Origin of the sequence: Serratia sp. CY52157, assembly GCF_052168495.1 — a bacterium.
Lineage (GTDB): Bacteria > Pseudomonadota > Gammaproteobacteria > Enterobacterales > Enterobacteriaceae > Serratia > Serratia ureilytica.
This window is the reverse complement of record NZ_JBJNMO010000001.1, coordinates 266,110-280,182: the sequence shown is the minus strand read 5'-3', so window position 1 is coordinate 280,182 and position 14,073 is coordinate 266,110. Positions and strand designations below refer to the sequence as shown.

Genomic DNA, 14,073 nt, shown 5'->3' with positions numbered 1-14,073 from the left:
ATTTACGTCTGGGGGATGCAAACCTGTGTTTAGCGGGCCGGGTGGCCCGCCTGGATGGCTGCGGCGTTACGCGTCTTCGTCGCCCGCTTCATCGTCCTGCTCGTACTCGGCCAGCTCGTCGCGCATCGCCTGGAGGGCGTCGCGGGTCATCAGCGCCAGCGTGCGGTAGAAACCGGTGGTGGCGTGCGCTTCCACTTTGCCGAGGAAGCGGCCGCACCACGGCAGCAGGAACTCGTCGAACAGCGCGATCTGCGCCTGCGCTTCATCTTCCTGCGACTGATCTTCCAGCCAGGACGCCGCCAGCAGCAGCTGGCCGAAATGGTCGGCCGGCGCCTCAGCCAGCGGCATGCCGCGCTGCTGCAGGAAGGCGCGCACTTCAGCCTCGCTTGCGCCTTCGACATAGTCGGAGCGGAACGGCGGCACGCTGCATTCGCTGCCGACGAACATCGCATTGAAGTCGGTCGCCAGTTGGTTGACGTCGCCGCCCTGCTGCAGGCGCTTGAGCAGGTCATCCTGCTCCAGCGGCCAGTGCTGCTGCAGCTTGCCCTCTTTAATCAGCGCGAACAGCGGCACCAACAGCGGATCCTGCGGCTGGCGGTAGAACAGCGTACCCAGCACGCGGCAGACAATCGAAAACTCATTCATGATAAAGCCTTATTCAATACGGAAAATTTTGCCGGGACGATGTCACAAATCGGCCAATTCCGCAATCGCCGGCTTGCCGCGCCGCTCGAGAAAATCCAGCAGCCGGCGCGGGCTGACGTTGAGAATGCGCTCCTGCGGGAAGCCCACCTCTTCGATAATGCGCTCGCAGTGCTCAAAGTTACCCAGCGAAAAGGCGACGTGCGAATCCGAACCCAGCGCCAGCCAGCCGCCGGCGTCGCGCACCGCGGCGGCGATCGCCCGACAGTTGGCCTCGCTGCCCTTGCGGGAGTGGGTGAACGACGAGTTATTCAGCTCGAGCGCCACCTCGTATTTGGCCGCCGCCGCCGCGACGGCGGGAATGTCGATCGGATAACGCGGGTTGCCGGGGTGGCTGATGATATGCACGTCCCCCTGCGCCATCGCGGCGATCATCGCTTCAGTATTGGACGCTTTATCCTGCGGCGCAAACACCGGCTCATGGAAACCGGCGATGATCACGTCGGTGGCCGTCAGCATCGGGCCGGTGCAGTCGATGTCGCCCTGCAGGTTTTTGATGTTGGCTTCGATACCGCGCAAAATGCCCACGCCGTTCACCCGGCGCGGCCAAACGTGCATGTTCATAAAGTGCCAGTAGTGCGGCGCATCGGCCATGTCCGGGCCGTGATCGGTGATGGCGAACAGCTGGATGCCCTTCTGCCGGGCTTCGGCGATGTAATCGTGCAGCGTGCTGTAAGCGTGCGTGCTGGCGACGGTGTGCATATGCAAATCAACGGGATACATTGTTTCTCCTTCCAGAGGGCCTGCCCGCAGCGGTGCGGGCGGGCGCGATGACGGTGTCAGCTTATCAGTTACCGAACGGCGGCTGAAGGATCAGTACCCCCGTTGCCTGTCGACCACGCCGGCAGGGGTATGCCCCGCCTCCAGCGCGCGAATGTTGGCGGCGATCTGATCCATCGCCTGCTGCGGCAACGTGATGGCAGCAATATGCGGGGTAATGGTGACACGCGGATGACGCCAGAACGGGTGATCCTGCGGCAGCGGCTCGCGGGCGAACACGTCCAGCGTGGCGGCGGCCAGTTGCCCCTGTTCCAACGCCGCCAGCAGATCGGCTTCCACCAGGTGCGCGCCGCGCGCGATGTTGATGAGGTAGGCGCCCGCGCTCAACTGTGCGAACAGCTCGCGGTTGAGGATGCCAACGGTCTCCGGCGTATTGGGCAGCAGGTTGATCAGCAGTTTGACGCCGTCGAGGAAGGCCGCGCGCTGAGCCTCCCCGGCGAAGCTTTGCACGCCGTCAATCTGTTTGGCGCTGCGGCTCCAGCAGCGCACGCTAAAGCCAAACTCGGTCAGCTTACGCGCCACGCTCTGCCCCAGCACGCCGGCGCCTAGGATGCCGATGGTGAAATCATCCAGCGAGTGCGGATCGAGCGGCTGCCATTCCTGCCGCTGCTGCAACGCCTGATACTCGTCGAAACGGCGGAAATAGCGCAGCACATAGCTCAGCGCATATTCCTGCATCTGCTGCGCCATGCCGGTATCCTCCAGCCGCAGCAGCGGCACGCCGGCGGGCAGCGTGCCGGGGTGTTTGCGCTCCTGATCGAGAATGGCGTCGACGCCGGCGCCGAGGGCGAACACCGCTTTCAGATCGCGGCGGTTGGCTAACATCTCGTGCGGCGGGCGCCATACCAGCGCGTAATCCGCCGGCCGCTCGTCGCCGCGCTGCCATTCGCGGATCTCTGCCTGCGGCAGGCGTTGCTTGATGCCGGTCAGCCATTCCTGGGCGTTAAATAAGGGATGGTAATAGATGATGTTCATACTGCGGGCTCCCGTTTGTTTTTATTGGTTTTCCTTCAGCCTTCCGCGATTCATCGCCGGATGCAAGCGTTAAAGCCCAAAATAAAAACAGCCCCGACCAGTGGGGCTGTTGTGCATGTGCGCAAAATCAGGCGGCAGACGCGCCGTCGCGCCGGATAAGACGCCGCAACAGCGGAATTAAAATCAGCATCGCCACGCCGACGCCCGTCGCCCCCCAGCCCAGCGCGCTGAAGATTTCGCTGTAGCCGGGATTGGTTTGCAGCGGCGTACTGCCGCTGTTTTCCGGCATCAGGCCGGATACGTAGCCCGCCAACACCGAAGCGACGCCGGTCACCATCATCCAGCAGCCCATCATCACGCCCTGATAGCGCGGCGGCGCCAGCTTGCCGATCATCGCGTAACCGATCGGCGAGATCATCAATTCACCGACGCTTTGCAGCACATAGCTGATGACGATCCATTTAAACGCCACCAGCCCGTCGCCGCCCGCCATGCTGATGCCCAGCGGCAATACCAGCATGCCGAGCCCGATGCAAAACAGCGATCCGGAGAACTGCAGCGGAATGTCGATGTTGCAGCCGCGAGCGCGCAGGCGGTTGAACCACCAGGCCAGCAGCGGGCCGCCCACCACGATCACCAGCGTGTTGATGTTCTGGATCCACTGCGGCGCCACCTGAATGCCGTAAACGTTCAGATTGATGTTGTGCTCGGAGAATAGCATCAGCCCCATCGGCGCCAGCTGATACAGCGCCCAGAACACCAGCGACCCCAGCGCCAGGATCAGATAGGCCGCCATTCTGCGGCGCTCATCGCGCGGATGGTGGCGCAGCGTCACGAGGCACAGCATCAGGAAGATCAGCGCGCCGAGCACGATCACGAAATGGCCACTGAACTCGGCATGGGTCAGCATCACGCGGATAATCGGCACCAGCGCCACCAGCACCGCCAACCCGACCAGCATGCGCCAGCGGTATTGGCTGCGGCTGGCGTCGTGGAGCGGCGTATTGAGATCGGCCAGAATGCGCCAGCGACAGACGGCGACGATGATCGCCGCCGCGTTGCCCAGCGTGGCGAACAGGAACAGCGCGCGATAATTTTCCGTCAGTTGGAAATACCCGGCCACGGTAAAGCCAACGAAGAACCCGAGGTTCATGCCGGCGTAATTCCACAGGAACGCCGATTCGCGCCGATCATCGTCCGGTTTGAAACGCTGGGTGAGCATCATATTGATGCAGGTCACGTTGAGACCGCTGCCGGTCAGGAACATCGCCAGCCCCCAGTACAACCCCCACACGCCCGCGACGGCAATCAGCGCGCAGCCGAACACCTGCAGCACCATACCGAGCACGAACAGGTTGCGGTTGCTGAGGAAACGGCCGCCGAGATAGCCGCCGAACATGTGCAGGCCATAGTTGAAGGCGCCGAACACGCCCATCATGGCATTGGCGCTGCTTTCGTTGAAACCCAATCGCTTGGTGGCGTACAGCACCAGCGTGGAATAGAGCACGGCGAAACCCAGCGTGGCGAAGATCTGGATGAAGAACAGCGCCCCCGCGCCGGGGGGAATGGCATGGCGCGCTTGCGGCGCCGGCATGGCATCTGAAGGAGTCAAAACGAACCTCTACTGCATTATTATGTAATGAGTCTGTCCCTGTCTGCGGTATCGCCGGCCTGTCAACCGGCAATCTGCGCGGCGACGTGATGTTCCTTGCCAAAAACGCCGCGCCGACATGATTCCATTTAGCGACACATCTGACTAATAATCCAGTATTAATGCATATAACAGCAAACAACCCAACCTCAATGGCGAGATATTGAGCTATCTGTACAGAAAAAAGTCAAACAATCGGCTTTCACGCATTTTGCTCGCTGCCGCCCTGTCCGCCGGCGGCCGAGAGTCAGGATATCGTTCGGTAAATCAGCAAATTGCTGCAAGTTTGGCTAAACAGTCATGAGAATGAAATAAGAGGGTTGACGCTGAGATCAGATTCTCCTACATTAGCGCCCGTCGACAGCGCAAGGCGTTATCGGCAACAAAACGGTGAGGTGTCTGAGTGGCTGAAGGAGCACGCCTGGAAAGTGTGTATACGCGAAAGTGTATCGAGGGTTCGAACCCCTCTCTCACCGCCAAATTCAAAGAGAAAGCCTGGATTCGCGTCCAGGCTTTTTTTTTGCATGGTGCACCGCCGAGAGGGGTGAGAAGCCTCGACAGGGTTCGACAAAACGCCCGCGTTTTGGACCGCCAACGGCGGCCCGTAGGGTGAGCGCAGCGAATCAACCCCTCTCTCACCGCCAAATTCAAAGAGAAAGCCTGGATTCGCGTCCAGGCTTTTTTTTTGCATGGTGCACCGCCGAGAGGGGTGAGAAGCCCCGACAGGGTTCGACAAAACGCCCGCGTTTTGGACCGCCAACGGCGGCCCGCCGCGAACGCCTCCCGCCTTACGCTGCCGAGGTTCCCCTTTTTCTCGGTTCTCCTCGAACCGCCTCTCTGATTTTCTCGCCCTTTCATGACTTCTGACGTGTAGTTCGCCGCAGTTTTCAACAAAGTGAACACGGCTTGAGCGGACAAGCAAAAACACAGAAATTATTCTTGACCGGATCGGCCCCACTCCCTATAGTAGCGCCCCGTTGCAGCGATGATTTCGCAACAAAAAAATATGGTGAGGTGTCCGAGTGGCTGAAGGAGCACGCCTGGAAAGTGTGTATACGCGAAAGTGTATCGAGGGTTCGAATCCCTCCCTCACCGCCATATTCTAACGAGAAAGCCTGAGCGAAAGTTCAGGCTTTTTTGTATGCATAGCGCACCGACCGGGAGGGTGAGAACCCTCGACAGGGTTCGACAAAACGCCCGCGTTTTGGACCGCCAACGGCGGCCCGCAGGGTGAGCGCAGCGAATCTATCCCTCCCTCACCGCCATATTCTACGAAGAAGCCTGAACTCGCGTTCAGGCTTTTTTGTTTGCATCGCGTACCGACCGGGAGGGTGAGAATCCTCGACAGGGTTCGACAAAACGCTCGCGTTTTGGACCGCCAACGGCGGCCCGCAGGGTGAGCGTAGCGAATCAATCCCTCCCTCACCGCCATATTCTACGAAGAAGCCTGAACTCGCGTTCAGGCTTTTTTGTTTGCATCGCGCACCGGCCGGGAGGGTGAGAATCCTCAACAGGGTTCGACAAAACGCCTGCGTTTTGGACCGCCAACGGCGGCCCGCAGGGTGAGCGCAGCGAATCTATCCCTCCCCCACCGCCATCTTCTACGAAGAAGCCTGAGCGAAAGTTCAGGCTTTTTTGTATGCATCGCGCACCGACCGGGAGGGTGAGAAACCTCGACAGGGTTCGACAAAACGCCCGCGTTTTGGACCGCCAACGTGGGCCGCAGGGTGAGCGCAGCGAATCTATCCCTCCCTCACCGCCATAAAAAAAGCCCGAACGCAAATTCAGGCTTTTTTATTCCCACTGCCAAACCGCTCAGTGGTGCGTGCATCTCACCGCCGTCGGCTGCGCCAGTGCGCGGCGCCAGTCCCCCGGCGTTTGGCCGAACTGGCGTTTGAAGCTGCGGTTGAACGACTGCTGTGAGTCGAAGCCGAGCGAGATCGCCACGCTGACGATCGGTTCGCCGCTGTTGGCCAGGCGCTCCGCCGACACCTTCAGTTTTTGCATGCGGATATACTCCCCCAACGCATAGCCGGTCTGACGCTTGAACATGCGCTGCAGATGCCATTTGGAGTAGCCCGCGCGGTCCGCTACGGTGTTGATATCCAGTTTTTCTTCCAGATTGTTGTCGATCCACGTCTTCAAATCGGTAATGAAACCCGTCGTGTTCATGCTGATGCTCCCATCATGTCGGCAGGGTCCCCCTCTGCCCAGTGCGCATACGTTGCAACAGTTTCGCTTTAAATGCAATTTTTATTATTGCATTTACCAGAAAGCCGCCTCTATACTCCACCCAATTAATGTAACCGATATTGATACATTAATGTGACACCAATATGTTTCAAAACCTAACGTTGCGCCATGACAAGGCGCGGCGCCCCTTCCGCCGAACGCCGGCATGAAGGGAAAAGCCCGGAAAACAGGGCTGGGTATGGGGCCAGACAGCGCTTACTTATCGGAATAAAAATAATGCCAAATCAACCAAACTCATCGTTCAACGCCGGCGGCCGCACGCGCGCCTTCGCTCTGGGCCAGCGGCTCTCCGGGGTGGCGCTGCTGGCCGCCCTGCTCGCCGGGTGTGACAACAGCGTCGCGCACAACGCCCCGCCACCGCCGCCGGTGGTCAGCGCCGCCAGCGTGGTGGTCAAACCGATCAGCCAGTGGGATGCGTTCAATGGCCGGGTCGAAGCAGTGCAAAGCGTACAGCTCCGCCCGCGAGTTTCCGGCTACATCGAGCGGGTCAACTACACCGAAGGCGACGAGGTGAAGAAAGGTCAGGTGCTGTTCACCATTGACGATCGCACCTACCGCGCCGCGCGCGAACAGGCGCAGGCGGAGCTGGTGCGGGCGCGCAATCAGGCAGCCCTCGCGCGCAGCGAATCTTCGCGAACCGAGAAACTGATCGGCACTCAGGCCATCTCGCAAGAGGTGTGGGAACAGCGCCGTTCGTCCGCCGCGCAGGCGCAAAGCAACGTGCTGGCGGCGCAGGCCCAGCTCGATATGGCGCAGCTTAATCTCGACTTTACCCGCGTCACCGCCCCGATCGACGGGCGCGCCAGCCGCGCGATGATCACCGCCGGCAACCTGGTCACCGCCGGCGACAGCGCCAGCGTGCTGACGACGCTGGTATCGCTCGATAAGGTTTACGTCTATTTCGACGTGGATGAGGCGACCTTCCTGCGCTATCAGCAGCAGGGCCGACACGACGCGCGCCTGCCGGTGAAGGTGGGCCTGGTGGGCGAGGACGGCACTCCGCATCAGGGGCTGGTGGACTTCACCGACAACCAGTTGAACGCCGGTACCGGCACCATCCGCATGCGCGCCCTGCTCGACAACCGCGATCGCCGCTTCACGCCGGGGCTGTTCGCCCGCGTGCAGATGCCCGGCAGCGCCGAGTTCAACGCCATGCTGATCGACGACAAAGCGGTGATGACCGATCAGAACCGCAAGTTCGTTTACATCGTCGATAAAGACGGCAAGGCGCAGCGCCGCGACATCGACGTGGGCCGGATGGCCGAAGGATTGCGCATTGTGCAAAAAGGCCTGGTGAACGGCGATCGGGTGATCGTCGACGGCATGCAGAAAGTGTTTATGCCGGGCATGCCGGTCGACGCGAAAAACGTCGCCATGACCACCACCGCCTCCGCCCTTAACTAAGCTCCCAGCAGAGAATTCTGACCCATGGACTTTTCCCGTTTTTTCATCGACCGGCCGATCTTCGCCGCGGTGCTGTCGATACTGATTTTTGTCGCCGGGGTGATCGCCATTCCGCTGCTGCCGATCAGCGAGTACCCGGACGTGGTGCCACCCAGCGTGCAGGTGCGCGCCGAATACCCGGGCGCCAACCCGAAAGAGATCGCTGAAACGGTGGCGACGCCGCTGGAAGAAGCGATCAACGGTGTCGAAAACATGATGTACATGAAATCGGTCGCCGGCTCCGACGGCGTGCTGGTGACCACCGTCACCTTCCGCCCGGGCACCGATCCCGATCAGGCGCAGGTACAGGTGCAAAACCGCGTGGCGCAGGCCGAAGCGCGCCTGCCGGAGGATGTGCGCCGCCAGGGCATCACTACCCAGAAACAGTCTCCGGCGCTGACGCTGGTGGTGCATCTGGTATCGCCTTCCGGCAAGTACGACTCGCTGTACCTGCGCAACTACGCCACCCTGAAGGTCAAGGATGAACTGGCTCGCCTGCCGGGCGTCGGCCAGGTGCAGATCTTCGGCGCCGGCGAATACGCAATGCGCATCTGGCTCGATCCGAACAAGGTCGCCGCGCGCGGGCTGACCGCCTCCGACGTGGTGAGCGCCATGCAGGAGCAGAACGTGCAGGTCTCCGCCGGCCAGCTCGGCGCGGAGCCGATGCCTACGCGCAGCGACTATCTGCTGTCGATCAACGCTCAGGGCCGCCTGCAAACCGAAGAAGAGTTCGGCAACATCATTCTCAAGAGCGGCGATAACGGCGAGATCGTGCGGCTGCGCGACGTGGCGCGCATCGAAATGGGTTCCGGCAGCTACGCGCTGCGCGCCCAGCTCAATAACAAGGATGCGGTCGGCATCGGCATCTTCCAGTCGCCGGGCGCCAACGCCATCGAGCTGTCGGACGCGGTGCGCGGCAAGATGGCCGAGCTGGCGACCCGCTTCCCGGACGGCATGAGCTGGAAATCGCCGTACGATCCGACGGTGTTCGTGCGCGATTCGATCCGCGCGGTGGTGGATACCCTGCTGGAAGCGGTGATCCTGGTGGTGCTGGTGGTCATTCTGTTCCTGCAGACCTGGCGCGCCTCGATCATTCCGCTGTTGGCGGTACCGATCTCCGTGGTCGGCACCTTCGCCGCGCTGTATCTGCTCGGCTTCTCGCTCAACACCCTCAGCCTGTTCGGGCTGGTGCTGGCGATCGGCATCGTGGTGGATGACGCTATCGTGGTGGTGGAGAACGTCGAGCGCAACATCGAAGAGGGGCTGTCGCCGCTGGCGGCGGCCCACCAGGCGATGCGCGAGGTCTCCGGCCCGATCATCGCCATCGCCGTGGTGCTGTGCGCGGTGTTTGTGCCGATGGCGTTCCTCTCCGGCGTTACCGGCCAGTTCTACAAACAGTTCGCCGTCACCATCGCCATCTCGACGGTGATCTCCGCCATCAACTCGCTGACCCTATCGCCGGCGTTAGCGGCGCGCTTGCTGAAGCCGCACGGCGCGCCGAAAGATCTGCCGTCGCGCCTGATCGACCGGCTGTTCGGCTGGCTGTTCCGGCCGTTCAACCGCTTCTTCGCCAGCGGCTCGCAGCGTTATCAGCACGGGGTCTCCCGCGTGCTGGGCCGACGCGGCGCAGTGTTCGTCGTCTACCTGCTGCTGCTGGTCGCCGCCGGGGTGATGTTCAAGACCGTGCCCGGCGGCTTTATCCCGACGCAGGACAAGCTGTATCTGATTGGCGGCGTGAAGATGCCGGAAGGCGCCTCGCTGGAGCGCACCGATGCGGTGATCCGCAAGATGAGCGCCATCGGCCTGAGCGTGGACGGCGTCACCGATGCGGTGGCCTTCCCCGGCCTGAACGCGCTGCAGTTCACCAATACGCCCAATACCGGCACGGTGTTCTTCGCACTGGAGTCATTGAGCACCCGTACCCGCACCGCAGCGCAGATCAACGCCGAGATCAACGCGCGCATTTCGCAGATCCAGGAAGGTTTCGCCTTCTCGATCATGCCGCCGCCGATCCTCGGCATCGGCCAGGGTTCCGGCTATTCGCTGTACGTGCAGGATCGCGGCGGGCTGGGTTACGGCGCACTGCAGACCGCGATCAACACGATGTCCGGCGCCATTATGCAAACGCCGGGCATGGGCTTCCCGATCTCCTCTTATCAGGCCAACGTGCCGCAGCTGGACGCCAAAATCGATCGCGACAAGGCCAAGGCCCAGGGGGTGCCGCTCAATGCGCTGTTCAGCACGCTGCAGACCTACCTCGGTTCGTCTTACATCAACGACTTTAACCGTTACGGCCGCACCTGGAAGGTGATGGCGCAGGCCGACGGCCAGTTCCGCGACAGCGTGGAAGACATCGCCAACCTGCGTACCCGCAACGACAAAGGCGAAATGGTGCCGATCGGCAGTATGGTCAGCATCGGCACGACCTACGGCCCGGATCCGGTGATCCGCTACAACGGTTTCCCGGCGGCGGACCTGATCGGCGACGCCGATCCGCGCGTCCTCTCCTCTACCCAGGCGATGAGCGCGCTGACGCAAATGGCCGGCAAGCTGTTGCCGAACGGCATGAACATCCAGTGGACCGATCTGAGCTACCAGCAATCGACCCAGGGCAACGCCGCGCTGGTGGTGTTCCCGGTCGCGGTGCTGCTGGCGTTCCTCGCGCTGGCGGCGCTGTATGAAAGCTGGACGCTGCCGCTGGCGGTGATCCTGATCGTGCCGATGACCATGCTGTCGGCGCTGTTCGGCGTGTGGCTGACCGGCGGCGACAACAACGTGTTCGTGCAGGTCGGATTGGTCGTTCTGATGGGGCTGGCCTGCAAGAACGCTATTCTGATCGTCGAGTTCGCCCGCGAGCTGGAAATGCAGGGCAAAGGCATCGTCGAGGCGGCGCTGGAAGCCTGTCGCCTGCGGTTGCGACCGATTGTGATGACCTCCATCGCCTTCATCGCCGGCACCATCCCGCTGATCCTCGGCCACGGCGCCGGCGCCGAAGTGCGCGGCGTCACCGGCATCACGGTGTTCTCCGGCATGCTGGGGGTCACCCTGTTCGGGCTGTTCCTGACGCCGGTGTTCTACGTCACCCTGCGTCGCCTGGTGGCACGCAAAACGCAGACGCAGACGGCGTAATCCTCGTCTTAACATGCAAAAAGGTCGGGCATTGCCCGACCTTTCTTTATGCATCAGAACCGCGATTATTTATCGGCGGTTTCGGCCTCTTGCGCGGCGGCGTATTCCGCACAGGCGCGCTTGTCGCCCCGCTCCAGTTCGGCCAGCGAGTCAGCCACGGTGTGGCGCGCCAGCACCGCGAGCGAAGCCTGCTCGGCCTCGTTCACCACCGATTTAAAATACCAACAGGCGTTGGCGCTCACCAGGCAACGGGCCGGCACTTCAGGGCGTGAGGCCCAGATGCGCTTGTCGTCGATCACCGCCAGGTAGATATCCCGCAGGGTAATCTCTTCCGCCGGGCGGCCGAGGTGGATAGAGCCGTTTCGGCCCAGGGTGGAAACGATGATGCCGTCTTTGGTCAGCGGCACCATCAGTTTGCGGATAAAGCTCGGGTTAGCTTCCAGAGTGGCGGCGAGCGTGGCGCTCGTCGAACGCATGCCCTGCTTCTCAGCTACGGCGACGCTAAGGACCATTTGCAACGCTGTCGGAAAGCGAAAATCTAACATGTCGTTATCTCTGCGAGACGAAATACTCGGGTTTGGCCGGTGCGGCGATTAGCGCCGAACACACCGCTTAATCGCACAATAATATAACAAACGCGGGGGCTTTTTTGAAGTTTTGCCCAGTGATATCGCACGCAGACATTAGAACGATCGTCGAATTCGCGGGCAGACAAAAAGCAGAAACCCGCGTCAATGTTAACGCCGCTCGCTTAACCGAGTTAAACGATCAGAACTAACACTGCCCGCGGGTTTAATTCGAATGCGTTGATCAGGCTCTGTTCAGCACCAGCTGGCCGTTTTTGTCCAACGGGATTTGGGTGCCCGGATCGTGATCCATGCGGATCTTGCCCTGCTGATTGCCGATCTTGTAGGTCACGTCATAGCCCAGCATTTTCTGAGACTTGTCGTAGACCGTTTTGCAACGCTGCTGAACGCTGGTGGTGACGTCGTTATTCTGCATCGCCCCTTGCACCTGGTTACCGGCGTAGCCGCCGCCCAGAGCGCCCACCACGGTCGCCACGTCGCGTCCGCGACCGCCGCCGAACTGGTGGCCGATCACGCCGCCCGCCACTGCGCCCAGCACAGAACCGGCGATGCGGTTTTCATCCTGCACCGGTGCACGGTGCGTGACGGTGACGTTGCGGCATTCCTGACGCGGCGTTTTGATGGTTTCTTTAATCGGCGTTGCGGCGAGCACCTGCGCATATTGCGGACCGGCAGAAAAGACGTCCAGGCTGGCTACCGCGGCAATCCCCAGAGCGGCAGCGATGCCAATCCCAACACCGGCTAACATTGACTTGTTCACAGGAAACCTCCTGAAAGTGTTACCACGCATTTTTTCCGGGTCTGTTACCGGCATGGCACCGCGCTTATTATTTTGCGCATGGGCGGCTTGCGGTATCCCGGTTTACGGCGTGCGCGACGCGCCGTCTGTAAACGAGGTAAAGTCTGCACAATGATTTGAGGGCTCGCAATAAGACAAGGGGACCAAAAATGCGGGAAAACGGCCGTTTTGCCGTTGTTTAGGAGGAATCTTAAGAATTTTACCCATGCCGGCGACAGCTTATGCTGAAGAATCAAGCAACCGCCGCCGTTAGCCTCGCCCCGCCATAAAAAAACCCGCGCGGGCGAACCGGCGCGGGTTGATCGACAACGGCGGGATCAGTGCATCTTCAGACGCGGGCGGATCACCCGGTTAATGCCGCCCACCAGCATCATCAGGCCGGTTTTGATGTAGCCGTGCAGCGCCACCTGGTGCATGCGGTACAGCGAGATATAGACGAAACGCGCAATGCGACCTTCCACCATCATCGAGCCGCGCATCAGGTTGCCCATCAGGCTGCCAACGGTGCTAAAGCGCGACAGCGACACCAGCGAACCGTGGTCTTTGTACACGTAAGGCTTCAGCGTCTGGCCGTTCATCAGCGCCAGGATATTGGTGGCGCAGCGTGAGGCCATCTGGTGCGCCGACTGGGCGCGCGGCGGCACGAAACCGCCGCCCTCTTTCGGGCAAGAGGCGCAGTCGCCGATGGCGAAGATGTTCGGATCGCGCGTGGTCTGCAGCGTCGGCTCCACCACCAACTGGTTGATGCGGTTGGTTTCCAGGCCGCCGATGTCCTTCATAAAGTCCGGCGCCTTGATGCCCGCCGCCCACACCATCAGATCGGCGTCGATGAACTCGCCGCCCTTGGTATTCAGGCCTTTGGCGTCCGCGCTGGTCACCATGGTGTTGGTCAGCACGCGCACGCCCAACTTGATCAGCTCCTGGTGCGCCGCAGCGGAAATGCGCGGCGGCAGCGCCGGCAGAATGCGCTCGCCGGCTTCGACCAGCGTCACGTTGAGCGCGCTGTTGTCCAGGCCTTCAAAACCGTAGCTGTGCAGCTGTTTCACCGCGTTGTGCAGTTCGGCGGACAGTTCAACGCCGGTGGCGCCGCCGCCGACGATGGCGATGTTGACCCGCTCTTTTTGCCCCGGCTGCGCCGAGAACTTCAGGAACAGGTTAAGCATTTCGTTGTGGAAACGACGTGCCTGATGCGGGTTATCCAGGAAGATGCAGTGCTCTTTCACGCCCGGCGTACCGAAATCGTTTGAGGTGCTGCCCAGCGCCATCACCAGGATGTCGTACGGCAGTTCACGCGCCGGCACCAGCTCGCCGCCCTGCTCGTCGCAGATCTGCGCCAGCTGCAGCGTTTGCGTCTCGCGGTTGATGTTGGTCAACGACCCCAGCTGGAAACTGAAATGGTGATTGCGCGCGTGCGCCAGGTAGCTGAGCGCATCCACGCCGTCATCGAGGGAGCCGGTCGCCACTTCGTGCAACAGCGGTTTCCACAAATGGCTGTGGTTGCGATCCACCAGCGTGATCTCGGCTTTGTTCTTACGGCCAAGTTTATGGCCCAGGCTGGTCGCCAGCTCCAGACCACCGGCGCCGCCGCCGACAATAACGATTTTCTTCTTTGGCGTTGTCAAAATAACCCCCTAAATGTGAACCATTTGTTATCCCAGGGTAAATAAATAATATCCTTAGAATACATAGGGTTCGCGTAAAATAAATCGGCTCTCTGCAGCCAGAATAGCATGTGAGGTTATTTGGTCATACCA

Annotated in this window: 10 protein-coding genes, 2 tRNA genes and 4 other RNA genes; 8 read left to right on the top strand and 8 right to left on the bottom strand. The window is 61.1% G+C overall.

The window, feature by feature from the left end:
• Positions 1 to 66 precede the first annotated feature (66 nt).
• The 4 genes from ACJ8IP_RS01380 to ACJ8IP_RS01365 form a co-directional block, all read right to left on the bottom strand.
• Positions 67 to 645: a TorD/DmsD family molecular chaperone gene (locus tag ACJ8IP_RS01380; protein WP_033642710.1), complete on the bottom strand. Its 579-nt coding sequence runs from the start codon at positions 643 to 645 to the stop codon at positions 67 to 69.
• A gap of 42 nt (positions 646 to 687) precedes the next feature.
• Positions 688 to 1,425, bottom strand: a complete 738-nt coding sequence (locus tag ACJ8IP_RS01375) for a phosphatase (RefSeq protein WP_033642709.1) — start codon at positions 1,423 to 1,425, stop codon at positions 688 to 690.
• 90 nt (positions 1,426 to 1,515) lie between these two features.
• Complete coding sequence (ghrA, locus tag ACJ8IP_RS01370) at positions 1,516 to 2,457, bottom strand: glyoxylate/hydroxypyruvate reductase GhrA (protein WP_046686868.1); 942 nt, start codon at positions 2,455 to 2,457, stop codon at positions 1,516 to 1,518.
• A 127-nt stretch (positions 2,458 to 2,584) separates the two neighbouring features.
• Positions 2,585 to 4,051 carry a peptide MFS transporter gene (locus tag ACJ8IP_RS01365; RefSeq protein WP_047026284.1) on the bottom strand — a complete coding sequence of 489 codons (1,467 nt, stop codon included), beginning with the start codon at positions 4,049 to 4,051 and terminating at the stop codon, positions 2,585 to 2,587.
• A gap of 446 nt (positions 4,052 to 4,497) precedes the next feature.
• Between ACJ8IP_RS01365 and ACJ8IP_RS01360 the strand changes: the two genes are divergently transcribed.
• From ACJ8IP_RS01360 to ACJ8IP_RS01335, 6 genes are all read left to right on the top strand, one after another.
• A tRNA-Ser gene (locus ACJ8IP_RS01360) sits at positions 4,498 to 4,587 on the top strand.
• A gap of 44 nt (positions 4,588 to 4,631) precedes the next feature.
• Positions 4,632 to 4,752: non-coding RNA, RtT sRNA (locus ACJ8IP_RS01355), on the top strand.
• 364 nt (positions 4,753 to 5,116) lie between these two features.
• Positions 5,117 to 5,206: transfer RNA gene (locus ACJ8IP_RS01350), tRNA-Ser, on the top strand.
• Positions 5,207 to 5,253: 47 nt separating this feature from the next.
• Positions 5,254 to 5,373: non-coding RNA, RtT sRNA (locus ACJ8IP_RS01345), on the top strand.
• A 46-nt stretch (positions 5,374 to 5,419) separates the two neighbouring features.
• Positions 5,420 to 5,539, top strand: a non-coding RNA gene (locus tag ACJ8IP_RS01340) — RtT sRNA.
• Positions 5,540 to 5,585: 46 nt separating this feature from the next.
• Positions 5,586 to 5,705, top strand: a non-coding RNA gene (locus ACJ8IP_RS01335) — RtT sRNA.
• Positions 5,706 to 5,923: 218 nt separating this feature from the next.
• Here ACJ8IP_RS01335 and ACJ8IP_RS01330 read toward each other — a convergent pair.
• Positions 5,924 to 6,280 carry a helix-turn-helix domain-containing protein gene (locus ACJ8IP_RS01330; RefSeq protein ID WP_033642706.1) on the bottom strand — a complete coding sequence of 119 codons (357 nt, stop codon included), beginning with the start codon at positions 6,278 to 6,280 and terminating at the stop codon, positions 5,924 to 5,926.
• A gap of 297 nt (positions 6,281 to 6,577) precedes the next feature.
• On the opposite strand from ACJ8IP_RS01330, the gene sdeA reads away from it, so the two are divergent.
• Complete coding sequence (gene sdeA, locus ACJ8IP_RS01325) at positions 6,578 to 7,765, top strand: multidrug efflux RND transporter periplasmic adaptor subunit SdeA (protein ID WP_116286456.1); 1,188 nt, start codon at positions 6,578 to 6,580, stop codon at positions 7,763 to 7,765.
• A 24-nt stretch (positions 7,766 to 7,789) separates the two neighbouring features.
• Complete coding sequence (gene sdeB, locus ACJ8IP_RS01320) at positions 7,790 to 10,933, top strand: multidrug efflux RND transporter permease subunit SdeB (RefSeq protein ID WP_042784219.1); 3,144 nt, start codon at positions 7,790 to 7,792, stop codon at positions 10,931 to 10,933.
• 65 nt (positions 10,934 to 10,998) lie between these two features.
• Here the strand turns inward: sdeB and ACJ8IP_RS01315 are convergent, their stop codons facing one another.
• The 3 genes from ACJ8IP_RS01315 to ACJ8IP_RS01305 form a co-directional block, all read right to left on the bottom strand.
• Positions 10,999 to 11,478: an RrF2 family transcriptional regulator gene (locus ACJ8IP_RS01315; RefSeq protein ID WP_033642703.1), complete on the bottom strand. Its 480-nt coding sequence runs from the start codon at positions 11,476 to 11,478 to the stop codon at positions 10,999 to 11,001.
• Positions 11,479 to 11,743: 265 nt separating this feature from the next.
• The gene (locus ACJ8IP_RS01310; RefSeq protein ID WP_004928798.1) at positions 11,744 to 12,280 is read right to left on the bottom strand and encodes a glycine zipper 2TM domain-containing protein; all 537 of its coding nucleotides are present in this window, start codon (positions 12,278 to 12,280) and stop codon (positions 11,744 to 11,746) included.
• Positions 12,281 to 12,636: 356 nt separating this feature from the next.
• Positions 12,637 to 13,941: an NAD(P)/FAD-dependent oxidoreductase gene (locus ACJ8IP_RS01305; protein ID WP_004928794.1), complete on the bottom strand. Its 1,305-nt coding sequence runs from the start codon at positions 13,939 to 13,941 to the stop codon at positions 12,637 to 12,639.
• Positions 13,942 to 14,073 lie beyond the last annotated feature (132 nt).